The sequence below is a fragment of the uncultured Flavobacterium sp. genome (assembly GCF_937967675.1).
Classification (GTDB): Bacteria; Bacteroidota; Bacteroidia; order Flavobacteriales; family Flavobacteriaceae; genus Flavobacterium.
This window is the reverse complement of sequence record NZ_CALBSN010000059.1, coordinates 1-23513: the sequence shown is the minus strand read 5'-3', so window position 1 is coordinate 23513 and position 23513 is coordinate 1. Positions and strand designations below refer to the sequence as shown.

Genomic DNA, 23513 nt, shown 5'->3' with positions numbered 1-23513 from the left:
GGAAGACAAAATGGAAACCCAAACGCTTCAAAAAGAGAAACATTTGTGGAAAAAAATAGCAGTTGCAGCATCAGTAGTTTTATTAGGAACATTAACTTTTTTCTTACTACAAGAAAAAGAAACTGTAATTGTTCCTGAAAACACCATTACTACTATTGATTCATCAAAAAATACGATTCCAACTCCGGAATCGGCTAATGGATTTGTAAATACGACTCCAGAAATTAAAAAAGAAGCCGAACAAATTTTACAACAACAAATCGTAATTCAAAACAACATTGTAATTAACGATACGATCAATTACAAATCGAAAAAAGAAGTTTTGATTCCTACTCCAATTGCTATGGAAGAAGTTAAAGAAATGGCAAAAACGAATTTGGTTCCGAGTAACAATAATAACATATCGAATTCAGCTTCAATTAATAATTCAGGCTATTTAGCTAAAGGAAAACGTTATGATGTTACAATGAATTCAGCAGAATCAACTCAGGACAAGGATAAAAAAATAGCTAATGATGATTTGGTTGTGATTGACGGAAAATTGAGTAAAAAATCGCTAAATAATATCAATCCAGAAGAAGTTGAATCGATTATCGAACTAAAAGAGCCTGTCTATTTTATTAATGGAGTGGAATATTCGGAAGACTCACTATTTGGAGAAAATCCTACGAGTCCGTATGCGCCATTAAGTAAGCAAAAAATTGAAAAAATCGAAGTGATTCAACCTGCTGATGCTATAAAAATTTATGGTGAAAAAGGAGAAAAAGGCGTGGTGATTATTTCGATTAAGAAATAATTTATTCAAAATGAACTTTAGACATAAGAAAGCAATGACAAAAAGAAATAAAGCCGAATGTTTGAGGTTTTGAAAAATGATAAACATAAAAAAAGCTCCAATTGGAGCTTTCATTTTATTTTTCAATCTCTTTCAAAGATTCCATTTTCTTGTGTGCTAAGAAGCCTTTGATATCTTCAAAATGTTCTTTTACGCGTTTGTGTCCAAATTCGAATACTTTTTCGGCTAAACCATCAAGGAAATCACGGTCGTGAGAAACTAGAATTAATGTTCCGTCAAAATCTCGTAATGCATCTTTAATGATGTCTTTAGTTTTCATATCTAAGTGATTTGTTGGCTCATCCAAAATTAAAACGTTTACAGGTTCTAACAATAATTTAATCATGGCCAAACGTGTTTTCTCTCCTCCTGAAAGCACTTTTACTTTCTTTTGGATATCATCACCTTTAAACATGAAAGCGCCTAACATATCTTTAATTTTCGTACGAATATCTCCAACTGCAATTCTATCAATCGTATCAAAAACAGTTGCTTCTCCATCTAATAAAGAAGCTTGATTTTGTGCAAAGTAACCGATTTGAGCATTATGACCAATTTCAACTTTTCCGCCTTCGTACTCAATTTCGCCCATAATGGCTTTAATCATGGTTGATTTTCCTTCTCCATTTTTACCTACAAAAGCTACTTTTTGACCTCTTTCAATAACCATATTAGCATTATTGAAGACTACATGATCACCATATTTTTTAGTAAGCTCACTCACAACAACAGGATATTGTCCAGAACGAGGCGATGGTGGAAATTTTAATTTTAAAGCCGATGTATCTACTTCGTCAACTTCTACAAGAACTAATTTTTCTAACATACGAACACGCGATTGTACTTGTTCTGTTTTTGAAAATGTTCCTCTAAATCGTTCAATAAAAGCTTGATTTTCAGCAATGAATTTCTGTTGCTCATCATACGCTTTTTGTTGGTGAATTCTTCTATCCTGACGTAAAACCAAATAGTCTGAATATTTTGCTTTATAATCATAAATTCTTCCCATTGTAACTTCAATGGTACGATTGGTAATATTATCTACAAACGCTCTATCGTGTGAAATTACCATTACTGCCTTAGCCTGATTGATTAAAAACTCTTCTAACCATTGAATACTTTCCATATCCAAGTGATTTGTAGGCTCATCTAAAAGAATCAAATCAGGTTTTTTCAATAAGATTTTGGCTAATTCGATACGCATTCTCCAGCCTCCAGAAAATTCTGATGTTAATCGAGTAAAATCTTCTCTTTCAAAACCTAACCCTTTTAAAACTTTTTCAACCTCCGCTTCATAATTTACCTCTTCGATAGAATAATATTTCTCCGAAAGTTCCGAAACACGCTCAATTAACTTCATGTAATCGTCACTCTCATAATCGGTACGAATAGTTAATTGTTCGTTGATATCATCGATTTCCTTTTTCATATTTAAAACTTCAGAAAAGGCTTTTGAAGTTTCTTCCATAACAGTACAGTTATCAGAAGTAAGCAAATGTTGCGGTAAATAAGCAATTACAGCGTCACTTGGTGCCGAAATTCCACCTCTAGTAGGTTTATTGGCTCCGGCTACAATTTTTAACAAAGTTGATTTTCCTGCTCCATTTTTACCCATTAAAGCAATTTTATCATTTTCATTAATAGCAAAAGTAATATCACTAAAAAGGGTAGTTCCACCAAATTCTACGGCAATGTCGTTTACTGTAATCATTTTTTAAAGTAAAAAGTTAGAAGTAAAAAGTATAAAGCCTTTTTACTGAAATTTTTAAAGGTGCAAAGATAGATTTAAAATTCAGATTTTCGAATGCGAGAATTACATTTCATAAAATATCGTTAAGTATTAGACATACTTGTTGAAATCTATTATTTTTACGCTTTAAATTTCACTAAAATGAAAATCAAAACATTACTTTTATTCTCAGCCATTACTAGTGCTGTATCCGTTAATTCACAAGAAAAAAACAAAGCAAACATGAATCCGTTTTTTGAAACGTATACTACACCTTACCAAGTTCCACCTTTTCATTTAATAAAAAATGAACACTTTAAACCTGCTATTTTAGAAGGAATAAAAAAACAAGAAGCAGAAATTAATGCGATAGTTTCCAATAAAGAAAAACCAACTTTTGATAATACGGTTTTAGCAATGGAAAACTCAGGAAAGTTACTTTCAAAGGTAAATACGGTTTTCTATAATTTAAATAGCGCAAATACCAATGAAGAAATTCAGGCTATTGCAAAAGAATTGGCCTCAAAATTATCTGCACATAATGATAATATTTTTTTAAATGATGCTTTATTTCAAAAAGTAAAAATGGTATGGGACAACCAAAATGACTTCAAATTAAATGAAGAACAAAGAAAAATCCTTGAGAATCTTTATAAAAGTTTCGTTAGAAGCGGTGCAAACTTATCTGATGAAAACAAAAAACAATTGAGACAAATCAACTCTGAAATCGCAGTTGCTACTTTAAAATATGGTCAAAATATCTTAGCTGAAACCAATTCGTATGAATTAGTAATTTCAAACAAAAACGATTTAGCTGGATTACCAAACGAACTTATCGAAACTGCTGCTTCTGATGCTAAAGCAAAAGGAAAAGCTGGAAAATGGGTTTTTACTTTATCAAATTCAAGTGTAATGCCATTTTTACAATACAGTTCAAACAGAAAATTACGTCAGGAAATTTGGAATGCTTACCAAATGCGAGCGAACAATAATAACGATAAAGACAACAAAGAATTAGCGATTAAAATTGCTAATTTAAGAAGTGAAAAAGCAAGACTTCTAGGTTATAAAACGCATGCCGATTATGTATTAGAAAAATCGATGGCTAAAAATCCTGAAACTGCCACTAAACTATTAATAAATTTATGGGCTCCAGCTCTAGACATGGCAAACAAAGAAGCGGCTGACATCAAAGAAATGATGTTAAAAGATGGGATTAAAAACGATGTTCAACCATATGATTGGAGATATTATGCAGAAAAAATCAGAAAAGAACGTTTTGATTTGGATGAACAAGAAATGAAACCATACTTTAGTTTAGAAAAAACAAGAGAAGGTGTTTTTACCGTTTGTAAAAATTTATATGGCTTACAATTTAAACAATTAAATAATGTTCCAAAATACCACGAAGACGTAACGGTTTGGGAAGTTACTGAAGCAAACGGAAATCACGTCGGAATTTTATACATGGATTTTCACCCAAGAACTTCTAAAAGAGGTGGTGCTTGGATGACTTCGTACCGAACTCAAAAAATGGAAGATGGAAAACGAATTGCTCCAATAGTTTCAATTGTTTGTAACTTTACTAAACCAACTGAAAACGCTCCAGCTTTATTAACTTTTGATGAAGTAAGTACCTTTTTCCATGAATTTGGTCACGCTTTACACGGATTATTATCGAATGTAACTTATGAAAGTTTGGCAGGCACAAGTGTTCCAAGAGATTTCGTAGAATTACCATCGCAAATCATGGAAAATTGGGCTGCCGAACCAGAAGTGATGAAAATGTATGCAAAACACTATAAAACTGGAGAAGTAATTCCTGACACTTTAATTGAGAAAATGCAAAAAGCAACTACTTTTGACCAAGGATTTGCAACTATTGAATATTTAGCAGCTTCACTTTTAGATATGCAATATCACACTCAATCAGAAACCATTAAAATTGATGCTATGACTTTTGAAAAAGAAGCTATGAGCAGATTGAATTTACCGACTACTATTATTCCAAGATATAGAAGTACCTATTTTAATCATATTTTTTCTGGTGGATATTCAGCAGGCTACTACAGCTATATTTGGTCTGGAGTTTTAGATACTGATGCTTTTGAAGTATTCAAAACAAATGGATTGTTTAACCAAGATAGTGCTAACTCTTTCCGAAAAAACATTTTAGAAAAAGGAGGAACTGAAGAACCAATGGAACTTTACAAAAGCTTTAGAGGTGCAGAACCAACCATAGAACCTCTACTAAGAAAAAGAGGTTTAGACCAAGTAAAATAATAACAAAAACGCCTGAAGTAAATCAGGCGTTTTTGTTTATTAGTCTTCCATCTCAAAAAATAAGGGTTCAATCATAATTCTGTCTGCTAACACTTCTACTCTTTCGGTAATTTGTGAACAGAAGAATAAACGTTGGGTTTTCTCCGCACTCATAGAAAGTCTTTGGATAATAGCATCTTCTCGTTTACGCAACATTTCATCCACATCATCTACTACAAACATTTTAATGGTCGTCATATTAAATCCGGCAGATGAAAACATTTCGTTAATACGAATAGGTGTTCCAATTAAAACGTCCATACCCAAAGAAATTTGGTTTTTATCATAATCGATATCCCCTTTTTCGTGAGCACCAAAAACTCTTAAGTTGTTATAACGGTTTAATTTCTTAAAAGTTTCAACAGCTTCAAGGACTTTCTCTTTATCTTGAACTAGAATTAAAGCGCGTGTACTCTCTCCAACTGGCTTTTCCATTTTTTGAATTACATTCATCAAAATAGTAGTCGTTTTTCCAGAACCATTAGGCGCTTGAATAACAGCATCTACACCACTTTTAATAGTTGAGAATGTTTCTTGTTGCAACTCATTCGCTTCGATTAAATCGTTTTCAATAAGTGCTTTTTGAAGGTTGGGATTTATTTTTTTTAATTGCATTTTTTTATAGCTGTAAGCCATAAGCTATAAGCCATAAGCAACTTAATGCCTATTGCCTAATGCTTAAAGAATTATTTATTTACTCGCAAACAGTTTTACATCTTGTTCCGAAATTTCGTTTCCGCCTAAAATAATTAAGCGTTCTACTACATTTCGTAACTCACGGATATTTCCTGTCCAATCGAATTCTTGTAATAATTTGATGGCTGATTTTGAAAAAGATTTTGGAGATGTTCCTTGTTCCGAAGCAATTTTTGAAGCAAAATGCTCAATTAATTCTGGAATATCCTCTCTTCTATCATTCAAAGCGGGAACTTTGATTAAAATTACCGCTAATCTGTGATATAAATCTTCTCTAAATCTGCCTTCTTCGATTTCTTTTTTCAAATCTTTATTGGTTGCCGCCACAACACGAACATTTACTTTAATGTCTTTGTCAGCTCCAACACGTTGAATTAAATTCTCTTGCAAAGCTCGTAAAACCTTAGCTTGAGCTGATAAACTCATATCGCCAATTTCATCTAAGAAAATAGTTCCGCCATCAGCCGCTTCAAACTTACCTGCTCTGTCTTTTACAGCCGAAGTAAAAGCACCTTTAACATGACCAAACAATTCGCTTTCAATTAATTCAGATGGAATAGCTGCACAATTCACTTCAATAATTGGTGCTGATGAACGTTCGCTTTTTTCATGTAATTGATGCGCAACTAATTCTTTTCCAGTTCCGTTTGGACCTGTGATTAGAACTCGTGCATCAGTTGGAGCGACTTTTTCTATCATGGTTTTGATGTGATTGATAGCTTCGCTATTTCCTATCATTTCGTAGTTTTTAGAGACTTTCTTTTTTAAGATTTTGTTCTCTACTACTAATTGTTTTTTGTCTAATGCGTTTCGAACCGTGTTTAATAAACGATTCAAATCGGGTGGTTTTGAAATGTAATCAAAAGCTCCAAGACGCATCGTATTAATAGCAGTTTCCAAATCGCCATGACCAGAAATCATCACCATTGGAATTTCGGGTTTGATTTTTTTAACAGCTTCTAATACTTCAACACCGTCCATTTTTGGCATTTTGATATCGCAAAGAATTAAGTCATAATCTTCATTTTTGACTTTTTCTATTCCTAGCAAACCGTCTTCAGCTTCTTCAACTTTATACGAATCATTTTCTTCGGAAAGTATTTTTGTCAATACTCTTCGAATAGCTGCTTCGTCTTCTATAATAAGGATTTTACTCATTCTTTTTTAGGTTAGAAGTTTATGAGGGTATAAGTTTAAGAGGGTTTTGAAAACTTTTAAACTCCTAAACAATAAACTTTTAAACTTACTTTAATATTTCAACCATTTATATAATTCTTTCCAACTTGGTTTTTTACCGTACATTAAAATACCTACTCGGTAGATTTTTGCCGCAAACCAGACTACAAAGATAAACGTTCCGTACAATAAAACTACAGAAAGTGCTAATTGCCATAATGGCACTCCAAAAGGAATACGCATTAACATCACAATTGGAGATGTTAATGGGATTAATGAAAAGACTACAGCAACCGTTCCGTGTGGATCATTCATAACCGTTAAAAAACCAACATAAACGGCTAACATCAAAGGCATGATGATTGGCATTAAAAACTGTTGGGAATCAGTTTCAGAATCTACTGCAGCTCCAATAGCAGCGTAAAACGAACTGTATAAAAAGTAACCTCCCATAAAGAAAATCACAAAACCAATTAATATGGATGTTACTGGAATTTCTACTATATAAAGTTGTAATTTATCCATAAAACTCATAGCTACTTCAGCTTGTTCTGCCGAAACTTGAGCGGTAGCAACAGCTTCTTGTTGTCCTCCTAAAACAGCAGATAAAGAGAACATTAAAATAACTCCCAAAACAATCCAAATTAAGAATTGTAATATTCCTGCTAACGAAGTTCCGATGATTTTTCCCATCATTAATTGGAATGGTTTTACCGAAGAAATAATGATTTCAATAATTCGATTCGTTTTTTCTTCAATAACGCTTCGCATTACCATATTTCCGTAAATAATGATGAACATCATAATTAAATATCCGAAAGCAAATCCAATTCCGATTTTGATTTCATTTAAATATTTTAAACCATCTTCTCCTGAAAATTTCGCAAATTGAACTTCTGACTTAATTTTTGCTTTTTCAATGGTATCGGCATTAAATCCTAACTTTTCTAAATTCTCTTTATTTAATTTAGTATCAATAACTTTCTGCAAATTCATTAAGAAATCCATTTTCGGACTATCATCTGAAATATACGTTGTTTTAGTGGCCAATTCTTCTACATTTTGAACCTCTGGCACATAAATCAAACCTTCAAAAGCGTTGCTCGAAGAATCTTTTGCCTTATCAAATGACAAATTAGAAAGATTTACATATTTAATATCTTCTGTATTTTTAAAATCTTTTACAAAGACATTAGCTCTATCGTGAACTCCAATAGTCTTAACATCACCTTTATTTACACTTGATAAATAAGCTATTAAAAACGTCATTCCTACAATCAATAACGGACCTAAAAAAGTCATTACGATAAATGATTTATTGCGCACTTTGGCAATAAATTCTCTCTTAATAATTAATGATAATACGCTCATGATTATTGACTTACGGTTTGAATAAATATGTCGTTAACTGTTGGGATTTTTTCTACAAAATGCGTCACTTGTCCGAATTGAGTTAAAATGGAAAGCAAATCGTTTGAATTATATTGACCTAGATGTACTTCTAATTTTAAATCATCGTTTAATGATTTAAAATTGGTTTGATTTAATGTGAATTTATGTGTTAACTGTAACATTAAACCTTCAATATTCTCAGTAACGATTCCTACTTGATATGTATTAGTACGATGTTGACGTTTTACATCATCTAATTTTCCTTCGATAAGCTTATTAGATTTGTGAATTAACGCAATATAATCACACATTTCTTCTACCGATTCCATTCGGTGTGTAGAAAAAATTACGGAAGTTCCTTTTTTATTTAATTCGATGATTTCATCTTTAATTAAATTGGCATTAACGGGGTCAAAACCTGAAAATGGCTCATCTAAAATCAGTAATTTAGGTTGGTGCAAAACCGTTACAATAAACTGAATTTTTTGCGCCATACCTTTAGAAAGTTCCTGAATTTTCTTGTCCCACCAACCTTGAATTTCGAACTTTTCGAACCAATATTTTAATTGTTTTTTAGCTTCTGCTTCGGGCATTCCTTTTAGCTGTGCCAAATACAAACATTGCTCGCCTACTTTCATGGTCTTATACAAACCGCGTTCTTCGGGCATGTATCCAATGTATTTTACATGCTCTGGATTTAACTTTTCACCATCTAAAAACACAATACCACTATCAGGCATTGTAATTTGATTGATAATGCGAATTAAAGAGGTTTTTCCAGCACCATTAGGACCTAAAAGACCATAAATACTACCTTTTGGAACTTGAAGCGAAACATTATTTAAAGCGGTATAGTCGCCATATTGTTTCACTACATTTTGTACTTCGAGAATATTGCTCATATATAAAAAGTATGAATTTGTATTGTTATAAGTAGTAAATATTCGGATTTTGTTACAAAAAAACCCACCCTTTATTGCTAAAGGATGGGAAAAATTGCTATGAAAAAGAAAAACTCACTTTCCTAAGAAAGTGAGTTTCAAATGTATTAATATTTATTTAATTATGAAAACATATCTTTAACTTTTTCAAAAAAAGATTTGTCTGACTTTTCAGGTTTTGGAATGAAATTTTCATCTGTAAGCATTTTCTCAAAAAACTGTTTTTGTTCTTTATTTAATATCTTAGGTGTCCAAACATTTACATGTACTAATAAATCTCCATTCCCATAAGAGTTCAAACTTGGAATACCTTTTCCTTTTAATCGGAGTATTTTTCCAGACTGAATTCCTTCTTCCAATTTAATTCGAACTTTTCCAGAAACCGTATCAATTTCTTTTGAAACACCTAATGCTGCTTCTGCAAAACTGATATATAAATCATAATGTAGATTTTCACCTTCACGCTTTAAAGATTCGTGTTCGATTTCTTCGATAGCTACAATTAAATCACCTGGGATACTGTTTGTTCCTGGCGCTTCATTACCTTTACCAGCTACTTTTAATTGCATTCCATCTACTACTCCAGCTGGAATTTTGATTGAAACCGTATCGTCTTCTAACAACATTCCTTGTACATCAGCACCAGCAGGTTTTTGATCTAAAATTTGACCTGAACCACTACAAACATGACAGGTTGTTGCGGTTTGCATTCTACCTAAAATCGTATTGGCTACTTTCATAATTTGTCCCGAACCATTACAAGTTGGACAAGTTCTGTAAGTAACACCTTTAGCTTGAACTTTACGTTTAACTTTTACTTTCTTTTCAACACCATTTGCAATCTCCTCAAGCGATAATTTCACTTTAATACGAAGATTACTTCCTTTTACTCTGCGTTGGCCACCACCACCAAAACCACCTCCAAAGCCAGAGAAACCTCCACCTCCAAAAGCACCTCCAAAAATATCTCCAAACTGACTGAAAATATCATCCATATTCATATGATGACCGCCACCAAAACCACCATTTTCAAATGCTTGGTGACCGTATTGATCGTAGCGAGCCTTTTTGTCAGGATCACTTAAAACTTCATAAGCTTCCGCTGCCAATTTGAAATTTTCTTCTGCTTCTTTATTTCCTGGATTTTTATCTGGGTGGAATTCGATAGCTTTCTTGCGATAGGCTTTCTTAATTTCCTCAGGAGTAGCACTTTTAGTGATGCCTAATATTTCGTAAAAATCTTTTTTCATTATAATCTTGATTAAAATTAGATGCGATACATCACATCACTACAGTAAAAATTATTGTCCGATAACAACTTTTGGGAAACGGATGATTTTGTCTCCTAATTTGTATCCTTTTTCAATTACATCAACAATTTTACCTTTTAAATCATCTGAAGGAGCTGGAATTTGAGTAATTGCTTCTGCAAAATCAGCATCAAAAGCATCACCTGCTTTTATTTCCACTTCCTCTAAGCCTTTAGAAACAAGTGTTGATTTTAATTTATCATGAATCAATTGAACTCCAGCAACTAAAGCTTCCTCTTCTGATTTAGAAATTTGAGCCCAAGCTCTATCAAAATCATCTAAAACAGGCAACATTGCTTGTAATACCTCTTGATTAGCAGTTTTGAATAAATCGATACGCTCTTTTGCAGTACGCTTTTTATAGTTTTCGAATTCGGCAAACAAACGCAAAAATCTGTCTTTTTCATCGGATAATTGTTCTTGTAATTGCTCTTCTAAAGTTTGTTCTGGTGGTGTTATCCCTTGATTTTCTGAAACATGTTCTCCCTGAACGTTTTCCTTCTCGATGTTTTCAGTAGTATCTTGACTCATATTTTTAAATATTTTTTTAAACATTTTTACTTTAGTAAGTGTGATTGCAAATGTATTGCCAAAAGTTGAAAAATGTCAAATTGTCAGCAAATTTATTGAAATAAAAAAAGTAGCTAATGCTACTTTTATAAGATGTTTGGTTTATTTTTATTTAAATAAATCATTAAGTGCTTTATCAAGTGACGCAAATTTGAACTGATATTTCAAATCGAGTAATTTTCTACAACTTACATGTTGACTTGAAAACAGAATTTGATGCATTTCGCCTAACATTATTTTCATTACAAATTGGGGAATATTAGGTAGAAACAATGGTTTACTTAGAGTTTTAGCAATAGCTTTGGTTAATTCTGAATTTGTAACAGGATAAGGCGCAACACCATTAAAAATTCCTGAAAGCTGATTTTGAATTACAAAATGAAATATCCCTGCTAAATCTTGAATATGAATCCATGATTGATATTGCAATCCTGAACCAAAAGCAGCTCCAACTCCCATTTTGATTGGCTTCACCATTTCTTGAAGCGCACCTCCGTTTTTTGCTAAAACAATACCTATTCTAATTTTAGTGACTTTGATATTCAACTTTTCAAATTGATTTACTTCCTCTTCCCATTGTTGCACTACATTCCCTAAAAAAGAATCATCAACTTTAGTATCGGTTTCATGATAAATATAAGTTAAATCATTTGAATAAATTCCAATAGCGGAAGCAGAAACAATCTGTTTTACCTGGTTCGGATTTTTTTGAAGTGCATTATAAAGTAATCGTGTAGAAAGCACTCTACTTTCAATAATTTCCTGTTTGTAAGATGGAGTCCATTTTTTTGCAACACTTGCTCCAGCCAAATGAACTATAACTTCAACATCTGTTAAAGCGTTTATATCGAACTCTGAGTTTTTAGGATTCCAATAAAACCCCTTGTAATTATTTTGAGAAACTAACTTTGTTTTCGAAGTCGACAAATAATGAACTGTAAATCCATTTTGAAGTAATAAATTTACCAATTCTTGCCCAACTAACCCCGTAGCTCCTGTAATCAAAACCGTCATTTTCTATTCCTTTTTACCAAATTTACTTTAAAAAAATGAATACTGTCAGTTAATTAACTTATGTTTAGGAATAGTTTTATGTTGGAAGTTCGGAGAAGTAAAGTTAAAACTTATAATCTAAACACTAGACTTAAAACTATTTACTCCAAACTCAAAATTCAAAACTCAAAATTCTAGCCTCTAACTTTAATAGTCCATTCGAATTGCATTTCGGAAACTTGTTCGCCCTTTTCATTTTTACCTGTAGAAGTCAACCAAATGGTTTGTCCTTCGTTAGTATCAATTGCCTTTTGAATCGTTTCTTTTATTAAATTACCTTGATTACATGTAAATTTAATTCTCCCTGTTGCTTTTTTTGTAAAGACGCTTTTATTTTGAGCTACTAACATTGATATACTTTTTCCACTTTGCTTGATTTGTAACATAACCAAAGCTCCTGTAGTAAACTCGGCAGCCATAGCTTGTACAGCAAAATACATGGAGTTAAACGGATTTTGATTGAACCAGCGATGCTTTACAGTAACCGCACAAACTTCTGGCGAAATTGATTTTACTCTTACCCCACTCCAAAAAGCAGAAGGTAACTTAAAGAACATAAAAGTATTTAACTTTGAAGGTGTAAACTGCATATTCTATTGATTTTGTTGTAAAAATACAAAAAATACTATGCATTCCTAGTATTTTTTTATTTGTTAAATATTTGTTAAATATTAGTACTATGCGTAACATAATACCTGTCTTTAGACTTATCTTTGTATAAGAAAATAATAGGTAATTTAATTTTCAATCATCAAATCAATCACTGCGCAAGCAAAAAGAATCAAAAAATGAACAGTCTAATTAAAAAAAACAAGAGGAATTATGAACATTGAAAACACTAAAGCACAAATGCGAAAAGGTGTTTTGGAATTCTGTATCTTATCTGTCTTAAAAGAAAAAGATGCCTACACTTCCGAAATACTTGATACGCTAAAAAATGCTAAATTACTAGTGGTGGAAGGTACGGTCTACCCACTACTAACAAGGCTAAAAAACGATGGATTGTTAAATTATCGTTGGGAAGAATCAACATCGGGACCACCAAGAAAATATTACGGATTAACCGATGAAGGAAAAGAATTTTTACAAGAATTAAATGGCACCTGGAAAGAATTATCAGATGCAGTAAACATAATAACAAGTCAAAACTAAAGGTCATGAACAAAACAATAAGTATAAATTTAGGAGGTTTTTTCTTTCACATAGACGAAGATGCCTATCAAAAATTATCGCGTTATTTTGATGCGGTGAAACGTTCACTTTCGCCTGATGGAAGAGACGAAATCATGAAAGATATAGAAAGTCGTATAGCCGAACTTTTTCAAGAGCGATTAAAAAACGACAAACAAGTTGTAGGATTATCTGAAATTGAAGAAGTAATCTCTATCATGGGACAACCAGAAGATTACAAAATTGATGACGAGAAATCAACTTATCAATCTAGCTCTTCTTCAACTAATTTCTATTATCCTTCAAAGAGATTGTACCGAGACAAAGAGAATGGAATGCTAGGTGGTGTAATGGCTGGTTTAGGACACTATTTAGGTATTGATGCTTTATGGTTACGAATCTTTATGGTAATATTATTCTTTGGTTTTGGAACGGGATTGTTTGTTTATATCGTATTATGGATTTTAGTCCCAGAGGCGATTACTACAACCCAGAAACTAGAAATGAAAGGTGAACCGATTACTATTTCAAACATTGAAAAAAAAGTAAAAGAAGGTATTGATGACATTACATCAAAAATCAACAATTTAGATCATGAAAAGATTGCAAATACAGCAAAAAATGGTGCTACAAGAATAGGATCAACTATTGAAGAAGTAATTGCCACTATTTTTAAGATTTTTGCTAAGCTAGTTGGATCTTTCATCATCTTTTTCTCGGGAATAGCTTTGATAGCAATTGTTATTACTAGCATCATTATGGTATTCTCATCAACAATGCCTGATAATTACATATTAAATAATATTCAAACACCTATTGGATTAGAAACTCCATTATGGGCTCAAGGATTATTACTTTTATTAGGATTTGGTATTCCGTTATTTTTCTTGTTAATATTGGGATTAAAATTAATGGTTAACAACTTAAGATCTCTTGGAAACTATGTAAAATACAGTTTATTAGCTGTTTGGCTTGTTGCTGTTGGAATCATTATATCATTGGCAATAAATGAAGCATCTCAATTAGCATTTGAAGGAAAATCGGTTCAAAAAGAAGTGATTGCAATTGCTCCTACCGATACTTTAAAAATAAAATTTAAGAATAATGATTTTTATTCGAAAAGCATATACAGAGATCATGATTTTAAAATAACGCAAGATGAAGGAGACAATGAAATCATTTATTCAAATAATGTTTCTATCGAAATTAAGTATACAGATGAAGCTAATCCATATATATTAATTGAAAAATTAGCTAATGGTAAATCAACTTCTCAAGCTAAAAAAAGAGCAGAAAAAATCAAATACAATTACAAAATTGAAGGAAACACCATCATTTTAGATAATTATTTGTTAACTGCGGTTGAGAATAAATTCAGAGGTCAAGAAGTAGAAATTTACTTGTATTTACCAAAAGGAACTATCTTCCAAACCGATGAAAGTTATAGCAACTACGATAGAAGCGATTACGACTTTTTTGATGAAAATGAATACGATACTAAAAATCCGGTTTACCAAGTAGATTCTGATAAAATTAAATGTTTGAATTGTTTAGAATCTGAAAGTAACAATGATTTGAGTATCGAAATTGAAACAGATGACACTTCTGCTTCTATTTACTATGACGAAAATGGAGTTTTAGTAAAGAAAGTAGTTAACAAAGAGGAAAATGGTGTAGTAAAAAGTACCGAAGAAAGAATAACTGCCACAAAAAAAGCGAAATTAGATAGTATTAAAAAAGAGGTTATAAACGAAATGAATAACTCTAAAAAGAAATAAATATGAAGACAACATTCAAATTAATTATTCTCTTACTCACATTATCATTAACCTCATGTAATGGCAATTTGAATTTAATTGACGGGATTGAAGGAAGCGGAAATGTAATCACTGAAAAAAGAAACATAGAATCTCCTTTTACAAAAATTCATGCAAGTACAGGCGTTGAAGTAGTTCTAGAACAAGGGGCTCCATCTGAAATAGAAGTAGAAGTAGATGATAATTTAATGAAATACATCGTTACTAAAGTTGAAAACGGAACTTTAATTGTAAAAATTGATGGAAACATTAATACTATGGAAAATGCAATTATCCGTGTAAAAACCAAAACAATTGAAGGCTTAGAATCTTCGAGTGGTGCAAGCATAAAAACAATAAATAAATTAAGTGGGACAAGCCTAACACTAAAAACTAGTAGTGGAAGTACCATTCAAGCCGATTTAGAATACGAAAAAGTAAGTTGCGAATCTACAAGTGGAAGTGAAATTAAAGTAAGTGGAAAAACATTAACTTTAGAAACCAAATCGTCAAGCGGAAGTGAAATTAATGCCAAAGAACTTGCTTCAAACGAGATTACAGCACAGTCAACAAGCGGAAGTAGTACAACTGTAAATCCAATTGTATTATTAATCGCTAAAGCTTCAAGCGGTAGTTCTATTGATTATGTTAAGGAGCCAAAAAAAGTGGTGAAAGAAGAAACTTCTGGAGGAAGTGTGAGCTTTAACTAATTAACAAACAATTAGTAAATAATTAACAGCTTTGTTATAAGCGTTTTATAATTTTACAAATACAAACTTAAAATTCATCTCTCATGATTAAGCTAATAATTCAAGTCGTAGAATTTGTATTTACTTTGATAGTAAGTCTTATCGAATCCATTATATAATACTAAAGCATCAGTTAAAACTGGTGCTTTTTTATTAACTAAATTTCATAAAGATTGAACTTCTAATATTTAAAAAATGAAATTTGGAACAAATTTTGTGTATGTTTGTGATATCAAATCATCATAAAATGACAAAAAAAATATCATTACTATTTGCGTTTATTTTTTTTACAACGATTTGCGTTGCTCAAAAAAAAGAAAAAATAAAAGGATCAAAAATTGTAACGGTTTCTGTAAAAGAAATTCCCGCTTTTGAAAATATTGAAATTAACGACAATTTTGAGGTTTTCTTAGTAAAATCTGACAAACCTTCTGTAGAAATTGAGGCTGATGATAACCTTCATGAAATCATCAACTATGAAGTGGTTGGTGGAACATTAAGAGTTTCTTCTTTAAGAGAAGCAATTGGTGCCAAGAAATTTGCCATCCGAATCAATTATACTTCCGAATTAAAATTAATCACTGCTAAAAACGAAAGTTCAATTAAAGCTTTAGCTGATTTAGAATTGGAAAATATTACAATTAAAAACTACGATTATTCCAAATCTTTCCTTAACGTGAAAGCAAATTATTTTGCTTTAGTTTTAAACGATAAGTCAGAAGCTGAAATTAACATTAAAGCTGAAAACTCTTCCTTGGAGTTAAGTAAAAATGCAGAATTGAAAGCCTTACTCACTTCTCCAGAACTTAAATTGGATATGTATCAAAAAAGTAAAGCTATAATTGAAGGAAATACCAAAAGCGCAAAGATTAGACTTGACAATAGTGCAGAATTAAAATCTAAAAAATTCACAATTGCAAACTTAATTTTAACCGCTGAAAATAATGCGAAATGCGAAATTAATGTTTCTAATAATTTTGAATTAGAAGCCTCAGGAAAATCTGAAATCGAATTATTTGGTGAACCTAAAATTGAAATCAAGAAATTCACTAATAACACTACTTTGTTTAAAAAATAATTGTAAAAAGCACAAGGGATAGAAAAATTCTATCCCTTGTGCTTTTTTATAAAGTTAACTACGCTTTTACGCTTTTCCAGCCGCAATTAAATTTAAAGCAGAACCTGCTACAAACCATCCGATTTGACCTTCATTGTAGGTATGATTTGCCATTACAATATCTTTAGTTCCATCTGTATGAACAAATTCTAATGATAATGGTTTTCCTGGTGCAAACTCTGTTAAATCTAGGAAATTAATTGTATCGTCTTCTTGAATTTTATCATAATCGGATTCGTTCGCGAAGGTTAAAGCTAGCATTCCTTGTTTTTTCAAATTGGTTTCGTGAATACGAGCGAATGATTTCACCAAAACTGCTTTTACACCTAAGAAACGTGGTTCCATAGCCGCGTGCTCACGTGAAGAACCTTCTCCATAATTATGATCACCTACAACAATAGATGGAATTCCAGCTGCTTTGTATGCTCTTTGTACTTTTGGCACTTCGTCATAAGCTCCAGTTAATTGATTTTTAACTGAATTTGCTTTACCATTGAATGCATTTTCTGCACCAATTAACATGTTATTCGAAATATTATCTAAATGGCCACGGAAACGCAACCAAGGTCCAGCCATAGAAATATGATCAGTAGTACATTTTCCGAACACCTTGATTAACAATTTTGCGCCTGTAATATTTTTCCCGTCCCAAGCATCAAAAGGCGCTAATAGCTGTAATCGGTCTGAAGTCGGAGAAACTACAACTTCTACGCTAGAACCATCAGCTGCTGGCGCTTGAAAACCTGGATCTCTTACATCAAAACCTTTGGTTGGCAATTCATCTCCAAGAGGCGGATTCAATTTTACTGCTTCTCCTTTATCATTTATCAAAGTATCCGTAATTGGATTAAAATCCAAACATCCTGAAATTGCTAACGCTGCTACCATTTCTGGCGAAGTTACAAAAGCATGCGTATTTGGATTTCCATCGGCTCTTTTTGAAAAGTTTCGGTTGAACGAATGCACAATGGTATTTTTTTCTTGTTTGTCTGCTCCTTCTCTATCCCATTGTCCAATACAAGGTCCGCAAGCATTGGTAAACACTTTGGTTCCCATCTTTTCGAAATCGGCAATGATTCCATCTCGTTCAATCGTATATCGAATTTGCTCCGAACCTGGATTGATTCCAAATTCTGCTTTAGGCGAAATTCCGTGAGCTACGGCTTGCCTTACAATGGAAGCAGCACGCGACATATCTTCGTAAGAGGAATTGGTACACGAACCAATTAATCCCCATTCCACTTTTATTGGCCAACCATTTGCTTCGGCTTCGGCTTTCATTTTGGAAACTGGCGTTCCTCTATCTGGAGTGAAAGGTCCGTTGATGTGTGGCTCTAATTCAGATAAATTGATTTCAATTAATTGGTCGAAATAATGTGCTGGATTCGCATAAACTTCAGCATCAGCAGTTAGATAAGAAGCTACTTTATCCGCAGCATTTACCACATCTTGACGACCTGTTGCTGCCAAATATCTTCTCATAGAATCATCATAACCGAAGGTTGAAGTCGTAGCTCCGATTTCGGCACCCATGTTGCAAATAGTTCCTTTTCCGGTACATGAGATCGATTCCGCACCTTCACCGAAATATTCTACAATAGCTCCAGTTCCTCCTTTTACGGTTAAGATATCAGCAACTTTTAAAATAACGTCTTTTGGAGCGGTCCAACCATTTAATTTACCTGTTAATTTAACTCCAATTAATTTTGGAAATTTTAATTCCCAAGACATGCCCGACATTACGTCAACTGCATCTGCACCACCAACACCGATGGCTAACATTCCTAAACCACCTGCATTTACGGTGTGCGAATCGGTACCAATCATCAAACCTCCAGGAAAAGCATAATTCTCTAATACGATTTGGTGAATAATTCCCGAACCAGGTTTCCAAAATCCAATTCCGTATTTGTTTGACACTGATGACAAGAAATCAAAAACTTCTTTGGATTGTTTATTGGCTAACTCCAAATCTTGTTTCGCCCCATTTTTTGCTAAAATTAAATGGTCGCAGTGAACGGTTGTTGGAACTGCAACTGTTTTTTTTCCAGCATGCATGAATTGCAATAATGCCATTTGTGCTGTTGCATCTTGACAAGCCACTCTATCGGGAGCAAAATCAACATAATCTTTACCTCTTGTGAAGGCTTGCGTTGGCATTCCTTCCCATAAATGCGAATACAAAATTTTCTCCGACAAAGTCAATGGACGCCCAACTATATCACGAGCTTTATCTACTCGTTCTGCCATGGTGGCGTACACTTTTTCAATCATTTCAATATCAAATGCCATAGTAATTTATTTTGTTTGTTATTTAATCCCACTAATTTACAAAAAATTGAACAGATAAAAACAAAAAAGCCCAAGTAAAACTTGAGCTTTCTGATTTGATATTTTAGATATTATTATCCTACTAATAATTTATGAGATGGAGCAAACTTAGTTAAGTTGATTCCTTCTACCGCTTTTTTGTATTCTTCAATTGAAGGAGTTCTTCCTAAAATAGTTGACAATACTACAACAGGAGTAGATGATAGTAATGATTCTCCTTTTTTCTCTGCAGAGTCTTCTACAACACGACCTTGGAACAAACGAGTTGAAGTTGCCATAACCGTATCTCCTTTAGACGCTTTTTCTTGGTTCCCCATACAAAGGTTACAACCTGGACGCTCTAAGTACAACATGTTTTCGTATTCTGTACGAGCTACTGCTTTTGGCGCATTATCATCAAATTCGAAACCAGAATATTTTTGTAATACTTCCCAATCACCTTCTGCTTTTAATTCGTCAACGATGTTGTATGTTGGAGGAGCAACTACTAAAGGCGCTTTAAATTCCACTTTACCTTGTTGTTTTTCGATGTTTTTCAACATCTGAGCTAAGATTTTCATATCTCCTTTGTGAACCATACAAGAACCGATGAATCCTAAATCTACTTTTTTATCACCTCCGTAGAAAGAAAGTGGACGAATCGTATCGTGAGTATAACGTTTAGAAACATCTTTATTATTTACATCTGGGTCAGCAATCATTGGTTCCGCAATTTGATCCAAATCTACTACCACTTCAGCATAATATTTTGCATTTGCATCTGGACGTAAAGCTGGTTTTTCACCTGAACGGATTTCTGCAATACGTTTGTTAGCTTTATCGATTAATCCTTGAAGCACACGGTTTTTGTTGTCCATGCCTTTATCAATCATGATTTGGATTCTTCCTTTCGCAATTTCTAAAGACTCGATTAACGTTTCATCTTCTGAAATACAAATAGACGCTTTTGCTTTCATTTCAGCAGTCCAATCGGTGAATGTAAACGCTTGGTCAGCAGTTAAAGTTCCAATATGAACTTCAATAATTCTTCCTTGGAACACATTTTCACCTCCAAATTGATGTAACATTTGAGCTTGAGTAGCATGAACTACATCACGGAAATCCATATATTCTGGCATACTTCCTTTGAAAGTCACTTTTACTGATTGCGGAATTGGCATTGAAGCTTCACCGGTTGCTAAAGCAAGAGCTACAGTTCCAGAATCCGCACCGAAAGCTACTCCTTTTGACATTCTAGTGTGAGAGTCACCACCAATAATGATAGCCCACTCATCAACTGTAATATCATTTAATACTTTATGAATTACGTCTGTCATTGCATGATAAACACCTTTAGGGTCACGAGCTGTAATCAATCCGAAATCATTCATGAACTGCATTAATTTCGGGATATTAGCTTGTGCTTTTTTGTCCCAAACCGAAGCTGTGTGACAACCTGATTGATACGCTGCATCAACAATTGGAGAAATCACAGTAGCTGCCATCGATTCTAATTCTTGAGCAGTCATCAAACCAGTAGTATCTTGCGAACCTACGATGTTTACAGTAACACGAACATCAGAACCCGCGTGTAATACTTGTTTAGAAATAGTTCCAACAGCATTTTTGTTGAAGATTTTCTCCACTGCTGTTAATCCTTGACCTTCATTGTGAATCTCTTTTGACGGAGCATATACAAGTGGCGCATCGATTCCTAAAGTTTTAGCAGCAAATGTTTGTAGTTTTTTACCAAAAACGATAGCATAAGAACCACCTGCTTTGATAAATTCCATTTTTTGTGGTGTAAAAGATCTTGAAATATCAATCAATTCTTTATCACCATTGTATAATTTTTTTGTTCTAGTATTGATAGTTAAAACCGTTCCAGTTGCAACTGAATATACTTGTTCTAAAATTGGTTCCCCATTTTCATCGCGAACTAATTCTCCGTTGGCATCTGTCTTTTTAACCCAGTTTTTTAAATCGATTCCGATACCACCTGTTACGTCAACTGTAGTAAGGAAAATTGGAGAAATTCCGTTAGTTCCACCTACGATTGGAGCGAAATTTACGAATGGCACATAAGGACTCGCTTGTTTTCCTGTCCAAAGCGCTACGTTATTTACACCCGACATACGTGAAGAACCTACACCCATTGTACCTTTTTCAGCAATTAACATTACTGATTTATCTGGATGTTGCGCTTGTAAAGCTTTGATTTCTTCTTGCGCTTGAGGTGTAATCATACATTTTCCGTGTAATTCACGATCCGAACGCGAGTGCGCTTGATTTCCTGGAGATAATAAGTCGGTTGAAATATCACCTTCTCCAGCGATGAAGGTTACTACTTTAATTTCTTCAGCAATTTCAGGAAGTTTTGTAAAGAATTCGGCTTTCGCGTAACTTTCTAAAATGTCTTTTGCAACTGCATTTCCACTTTCAAAAGCCTCTTTGATACGAGCCATGTCTGCATCGTAAAGATAAACTTGTGTTTTTAAAACTTCAGCTGCTTGAGTTGCAATATTGGAATCATTTCCTAAAGCTAAATCTAACAAAACCTCTATTGAAGGTCCACCTTTCATGTGAGATAACAATTCAAAAGCGAAAGTTGGAGTGATTTCAGCTACTGCTTCTTGACCTAAAATAATTTCTTTCAAGAATTTTGCTTTTGCACCCGCAGCAGGAGTGGTTCCTGGCAATGTATTATAGATAAAAAACTTCAAACAATCTTCTCTATTTGCGTTGTTTGTGTCTTTGATTTGAGCAATGATTTCGTTTAATAAATCAGCTCTATCAATTGGTTTTGGGTGTAACCCTTGACCTTTTCTTTCTTCGATTTCTTTAATGTAGTCGTTATAAAGATTCATTTCGTTAGCTAAAGCCATACTATAAAATAAGTTAATTAGTGTTTGTTGTATTTTTTGGTGGCACAAATTTAATAAATCTTAATCAGATTTAAAAATTTTTAATAAAAAGCCTAAATAGAAGAATTATTATTTATAAAGATTCTATTTTGATATTTATTTTTCAATAAAAACGATTAAAATAAAAATATATTGAATAATTCATAATTTAAAATCAAAGTTTTATTAATTTGACAAAACCTTTAAAAAAAAGCTAGTATTCTATCAATTTATCATTTTCTTTTCTCTGAGATTGGTCATTGGTTTTTCAAAAAACCGATAAAGCAAATAAGATAGAAAAAGAACTAAAAACCAATAACTAAAAGTGTATACAAAAAGATAAAATCCACGAAGATTTTCAGATGGAAACAATACCTTCATTGTATGAAGAATAACGGTATAATGCAATAAATAGACACTATATGAGATAACACTCAACAAGGCTACGCACTTTAAAAAAAAGACATTCTTTAATTTAATTGTAACTAAAAAGGGAATCGTCAAGCAAATTGAAATAGAATTCAGCGGCAAATAAAAAACATTAAAAAAAAATTGATGCCTTTCATATTGAATTCCGAAGACAAAAATTAATATGTGAAGCGTAAAAATTCCTAAAATCCCAATAAAAAAAAGATTTAAATTCCATTTCGAAGCAATAAAATTATTGGAATACAAATAGAAAAGCACAAATCCAAAATAAATAGCATCTAATCTGTAAATAGTTACTTTTCGTAATGATTCATTCCATTGATTTAATGAAGTTAATTCATGTGTAAAATTGAAATATAGTCTTACACCAAAAAACAACACAATCATAAATAAACTCATTCCTAAAAATAGCTGTTTTCGATTTGCATTTGGAAATATTTTTACTAGAAGCAACAATGTACAAGGTCCGATGATATAACAAAACTGTTCAACTGCTAAACTCCATGAAATTCTATAAAAATCGGGAGCATTATAGGATAAATTTTGTAAATAGACAAAATAAAGGTATAGTTTCTCAGGTATTTCATTATAAAACAAATACCATAGCAAAAGATTAACAAAAAGAATTAAATAATAATTAGGCAATGTCCTAAACCATCTTCTCTTTAAAAAAGCTATAACACTTGAAAAAGAAAAATCCTCATTCTCAAGCATTCGAAGGACGATTTTACCAATTAAAAATCCGCTAATTATGAAAAAAAATTCTACACCAATTGTTCCGCTCAATTGCATTAACCAACTAATTAAAGGAGGAAAAAAATCACTAATCCAAAGACTATGTGAAAACACAACCAATGAAATTGCAATTGATCTAGCAATATCTAAACCATGCATACGTTTATTTAAATCAATTGCTAAACCGAACATAAACTTCTTTACAAAAGTTTTTTAATAATATCTTCTTCCGAAATTCCTTCGGCGTCGGCTTTGTAATTTTTTACGATTCTGTGACGAA

General features: G+C 32.6%; 18 protein-coding genes. 6 read left to right on the top strand and 12 right to left on the bottom strand.

The genetic code is table 11. The features are described from left to right. On the top strand, positions 1 to 796 hold a 796-nt coding region (locus tag Q0075_RS03870), incomplete at its 5' end, for a hypothetical protein (protein ID WP_297868366.1). Between the two features lie 115 nt (positions 797 to 911). Here the strand turns inward: Q0075_RS03870 and Q0075_RS03865 are convergent. Continuing rightward, entirely contained in the window at positions 912 to 2546 is a 1635-nt protein-coding gene (locus Q0075_RS03865) for an ABC-F family ATP-binding cassette domain-containing protein (protein ID WP_297868365.1), read from the bottom strand. Between the two features lie 180 nt (positions 2547 to 2726). Here Q0075_RS03865 and Q0075_RS03860 point away from each other — a divergent pair, with 180 nt between their 5' ends. Beyond that, positions 2727 to 4847: a M3 family metallopeptidase gene (locus Q0075_RS03860; RefSeq protein WP_297868364.1), complete on the top strand. Its 2121-nt coding sequence runs from the start codon at positions 2727 to 2729 to the stop codon at positions 4845 to 4847. 39 nt (positions 4848 to 4886) lie between these two features. On the opposite strand, the gene Q0075_RS03855 is transcribed toward Q0075_RS03860, so the two are convergent. From Q0075_RS03855 to Q0075_RS03820, 8 genes are all read right to left on the bottom strand, one after another. Further along, positions 4887 to 5501 (bottom strand): DEAD/DEAH box helicase, encoded by a 615-nt coding sequence (locus Q0075_RS03855; RefSeq protein WP_297868363.1) that lies wholly within the window; start codon positions 5499 to 5501, stop codon positions 4887 to 4889. A gap of 75 nt (positions 5502 to 5576) precedes the next feature. Further along, positions 5577 to 6740, bottom strand: coding sequence for a sigma-54 dependent transcriptional regulator (locus tag Q0075_RS03850; protein ID WP_297868362.1), 1164 nt, complete (start codon positions 6738 to 6740; stop codon positions 5577 to 5579). Between the two features lie 90 nt (positions 6741 to 6830). After that, the gene (locus Q0075_RS03845; RefSeq protein WP_297868361.1) at positions 6831 to 8129 is read right to left on the bottom strand and encodes an ABC transporter permease; all 1299 of its coding nucleotides are present in this window, start codon (positions 8127 to 8129) and stop codon (positions 6831 to 6833) included. A gap of 2 nt (positions 8130 to 8131) precedes the next feature. Continuing rightward, positions 8132 to 9052 (bottom strand): ATP-binding cassette domain-containing protein, encoded by a 921-nt coding sequence (locus Q0075_RS03840; RefSeq protein WP_297868360.1) that lies wholly within the window; start codon positions 9050 to 9052, stop codon positions 8132 to 8134. Positions 9053 to 9213: 161 nt separating this feature from the next. After that, entirely contained in the window at positions 9214 to 10341 is a 1128-nt protein-coding gene (gene dnaJ / locus Q0075_RS03835; protein WP_297868359.1) for a molecular chaperone DnaJ, read from the bottom strand. Positions 10342 to 10392: 51 nt separating this feature from the next. Next, the gene (locus Q0075_RS03830) at positions 10393 to 10956 is read right to left on the bottom strand and encodes a nucleotide exchange factor GrpE (protein ID WP_297868358.1); all 564 of its coding nucleotides are present in this window, start codon (positions 10954 to 10956) and stop codon (positions 10393 to 10395) included. Positions 10957 to 11079: 123 nt separating this feature from the next. After that, positions 11080 to 11985, bottom strand: coding sequence for a TIGR01777 family oxidoreductase (locus tag Q0075_RS03825; protein ID WP_297868357.1), 906 nt, complete (start codon positions 11983 to 11985; stop codon positions 11080 to 11082). Positions 11986 to 12158: 173 nt separating this feature from the next. Beyond that, entirely contained in the window at positions 12159 to 12614 is a 456-nt protein-coding gene (locus Q0075_RS03820; RefSeq protein WP_291108290.1) for a DUF4442 domain-containing protein, read from the bottom strand. Between the two features lie 232 nt (positions 12615 to 12846). Between Q0075_RS03820 and Q0075_RS03815 the strand changes: the two genes are divergently transcribed. The 4 genes from Q0075_RS03815 to Q0075_RS03800 all read left to right on the top strand — a co-directional run bounded on the left by Q0075_RS03815 (position 12847) and on the right by Q0075_RS03800 (position 16817). Further along, entirely contained in the window at positions 12847 to 13176 is a 330-nt protein-coding gene (locus Q0075_RS03815; RefSeq protein ID WP_026724567.1) for a PadR family transcriptional regulator, read from the top strand. Positions 13177 to 13181: 5 nt separating this feature from the next. Next, positions 13182 to 14972: a PspC domain-containing protein gene (locus Q0075_RS03810; protein WP_297868356.1), complete on the top strand. Its 1791-nt coding sequence runs from the start codon at positions 13182 to 13184 to the stop codon at positions 14970 to 14972. Between the two features lie 2 nt (positions 14973 to 14974). Beyond that, positions 14975 to 15700, top strand: a complete 726-nt coding sequence (locus Q0075_RS03805) for a head GIN domain-containing protein (RefSeq protein ID WP_297868355.1) — start codon at positions 14975 to 14977, stop codon at positions 15698 to 15700. 286 nt (positions 15701 to 15986) lie between these two features. Beyond that, positions 15987 to 16817, top strand: coding sequence for a DUF2807 domain-containing protein (locus Q0075_RS03800; protein ID WP_297868354.1), 831 nt, complete (start codon positions 15987 to 15989; stop codon positions 16815 to 16817). A gap of 66 nt (positions 16818 to 16883) precedes the next feature. On the opposite strand, the gene Q0075_RS03795 is transcribed toward Q0075_RS03800, so the two are convergent. The 3 genes from Q0075_RS03795 to Q0075_RS03785 form a co-directional block, all read right to left on the bottom strand. Beyond that, positions 16884 to 19148 carry an aconitate hydratase gene (locus Q0075_RS03795; protein WP_297868353.1) on the bottom strand — a complete coding sequence of 755 codons (2265 nt, stop codon included), beginning with the start codon at positions 19146 to 19148 and terminating at the stop codon, positions 16884 to 16886. Positions 19149 to 19261: 113 nt separating this feature from the next. Further along, positions 19262 to 22033, bottom strand: coding sequence for a bifunctional aconitate hydratase 2/2-methylisocitrate dehydratase (locus Q0075_RS03790; protein WP_297868367.1), 2772 nt, complete (start codon positions 22031 to 22033; stop codon positions 19262 to 19264). A gap of 261 nt (positions 22034 to 22294) precedes the next feature. Beyond that, the gene (locus Q0075_RS03785; RefSeq protein ID WP_297868352.1) at positions 22295 to 23425 is read right to left on the bottom strand and encodes an acyltransferase; all 1131 of its coding nucleotides are present in this window, start codon (positions 23423 to 23425) and stop codon (positions 22295 to 22297) included. Positions 23426 to 23513: the final 88 nt, after the last annotated feature.

Bases quoted from the DNA above. Each gene is read 5' to 3' on its own strand.
- Q0075_RS03865 (WP_297868365.1), bottom strand. From the start codon at position 2,546: ATGATTACAGTAAACGACATTGCCGTAGAATTTGGTGGAACTACCCTT.
- Q0075_RS03860 (WP_297868364.1), top strand. From the start codon at position 2,727: ATGAAAATCAAAACATTACTTTTATTCTCAGCCATTACTAGTGCTGTA.
- Q0075_RS03855 (WP_297868363.1), bottom strand. From the start codon at position 5,501: ATGCAATTAAAAAAAATAAATCCCAACCTTCAAAAAGCACTTATTGAA.
- Q0075_RS03850 (WP_297868362.1), bottom strand. From the start codon at position 6,740: ATGAGTAAAATCCTTATTATAGAAGACGAAGCAGCTATTCGAAGAGTA.
- Q0075_RS03845 (WP_297868361.1), bottom strand. From the start codon at position 8,129: ATGAGCGTATTATCATTAATTATTAAGAGAGAATTTATTGCCAAAGTG.
- Q0075_RS03840 (WP_297868360.1), bottom strand. From the start codon at position 9,052: ATGAGCAATATTCTCGAAGTACAAAATGTAGTGAAACAATATGGCGAC.
- dnaJ (WP_297868359.1), bottom strand. From the start codon at position 10,341: ATGAAAAAAGATTTTTACGAAATATTAGGCATCACTAAAAGTGCTACT.
- Q0075_RS03830 (WP_297868358.1), bottom strand. From the start codon at position 10,956: ATGTTTAAAAAAATATTTAAAAATATGAGTCAAGATACTACTGAAAAC.
- Q0075_RS03825 (WP_297868357.1), bottom strand. From the start codon at position 11,985: ATGACGGTTTTGATTACAGGAGCTACGGGGTTAGTTGGGCAAGAATTG.
- Q0075_RS03820 (WP_291108290.1), bottom strand. From the start codon at position 12,614: ATGCAGTTTACACCTTCAAAGTTAAATACTTTTATGTTCTTTAAGTTA.
- Q0075_RS03815 (WP_026724567.1), top strand. From the start codon at position 12,847: ATGAACATTGAAAACACTAAAGCACAAATGCGAAAAGGTGTTTTGGAA.
- Q0075_RS03810 (WP_297868356.1), top strand. From the start codon at position 13,182: ATGAACAAAACAATAAGTATAAATTTAGGAGGTTTTTTCTTTCACATA.
- Q0075_RS03805 (WP_297868355.1), top strand. From the start codon at position 14,975: ATGAAGACAACATTCAAATTAATTATTCTCTTACTCACATTATCATTA.
- Q0075_RS03800 (WP_297868354.1), top strand. From the start codon at position 15,987: ATGACAAAAAAAATATCATTACTATTTGCGTTTATTTTTTTTACAACG.
- Q0075_RS03795 (WP_297868353.1), bottom strand. From the start codon at position 19,148: ATGGCATTTGATATTGAAATGATTGAAAAAGTGTACGCCACCATGGCA.
- Q0075_RS03790 (WP_297868367.1), bottom strand. From the start codon at position 22,033: ATGAATCTTTATAACGACTACATTAAAGAAATCGAAGAAAGAAAAGGT.
- Q0075_RS03785 (WP_297868352.1), bottom strand. From the start codon at position 23,425: ATGTTCGGTTTAGCAATTGATTTAAATAAACGTATGCATGGTTTAGAT.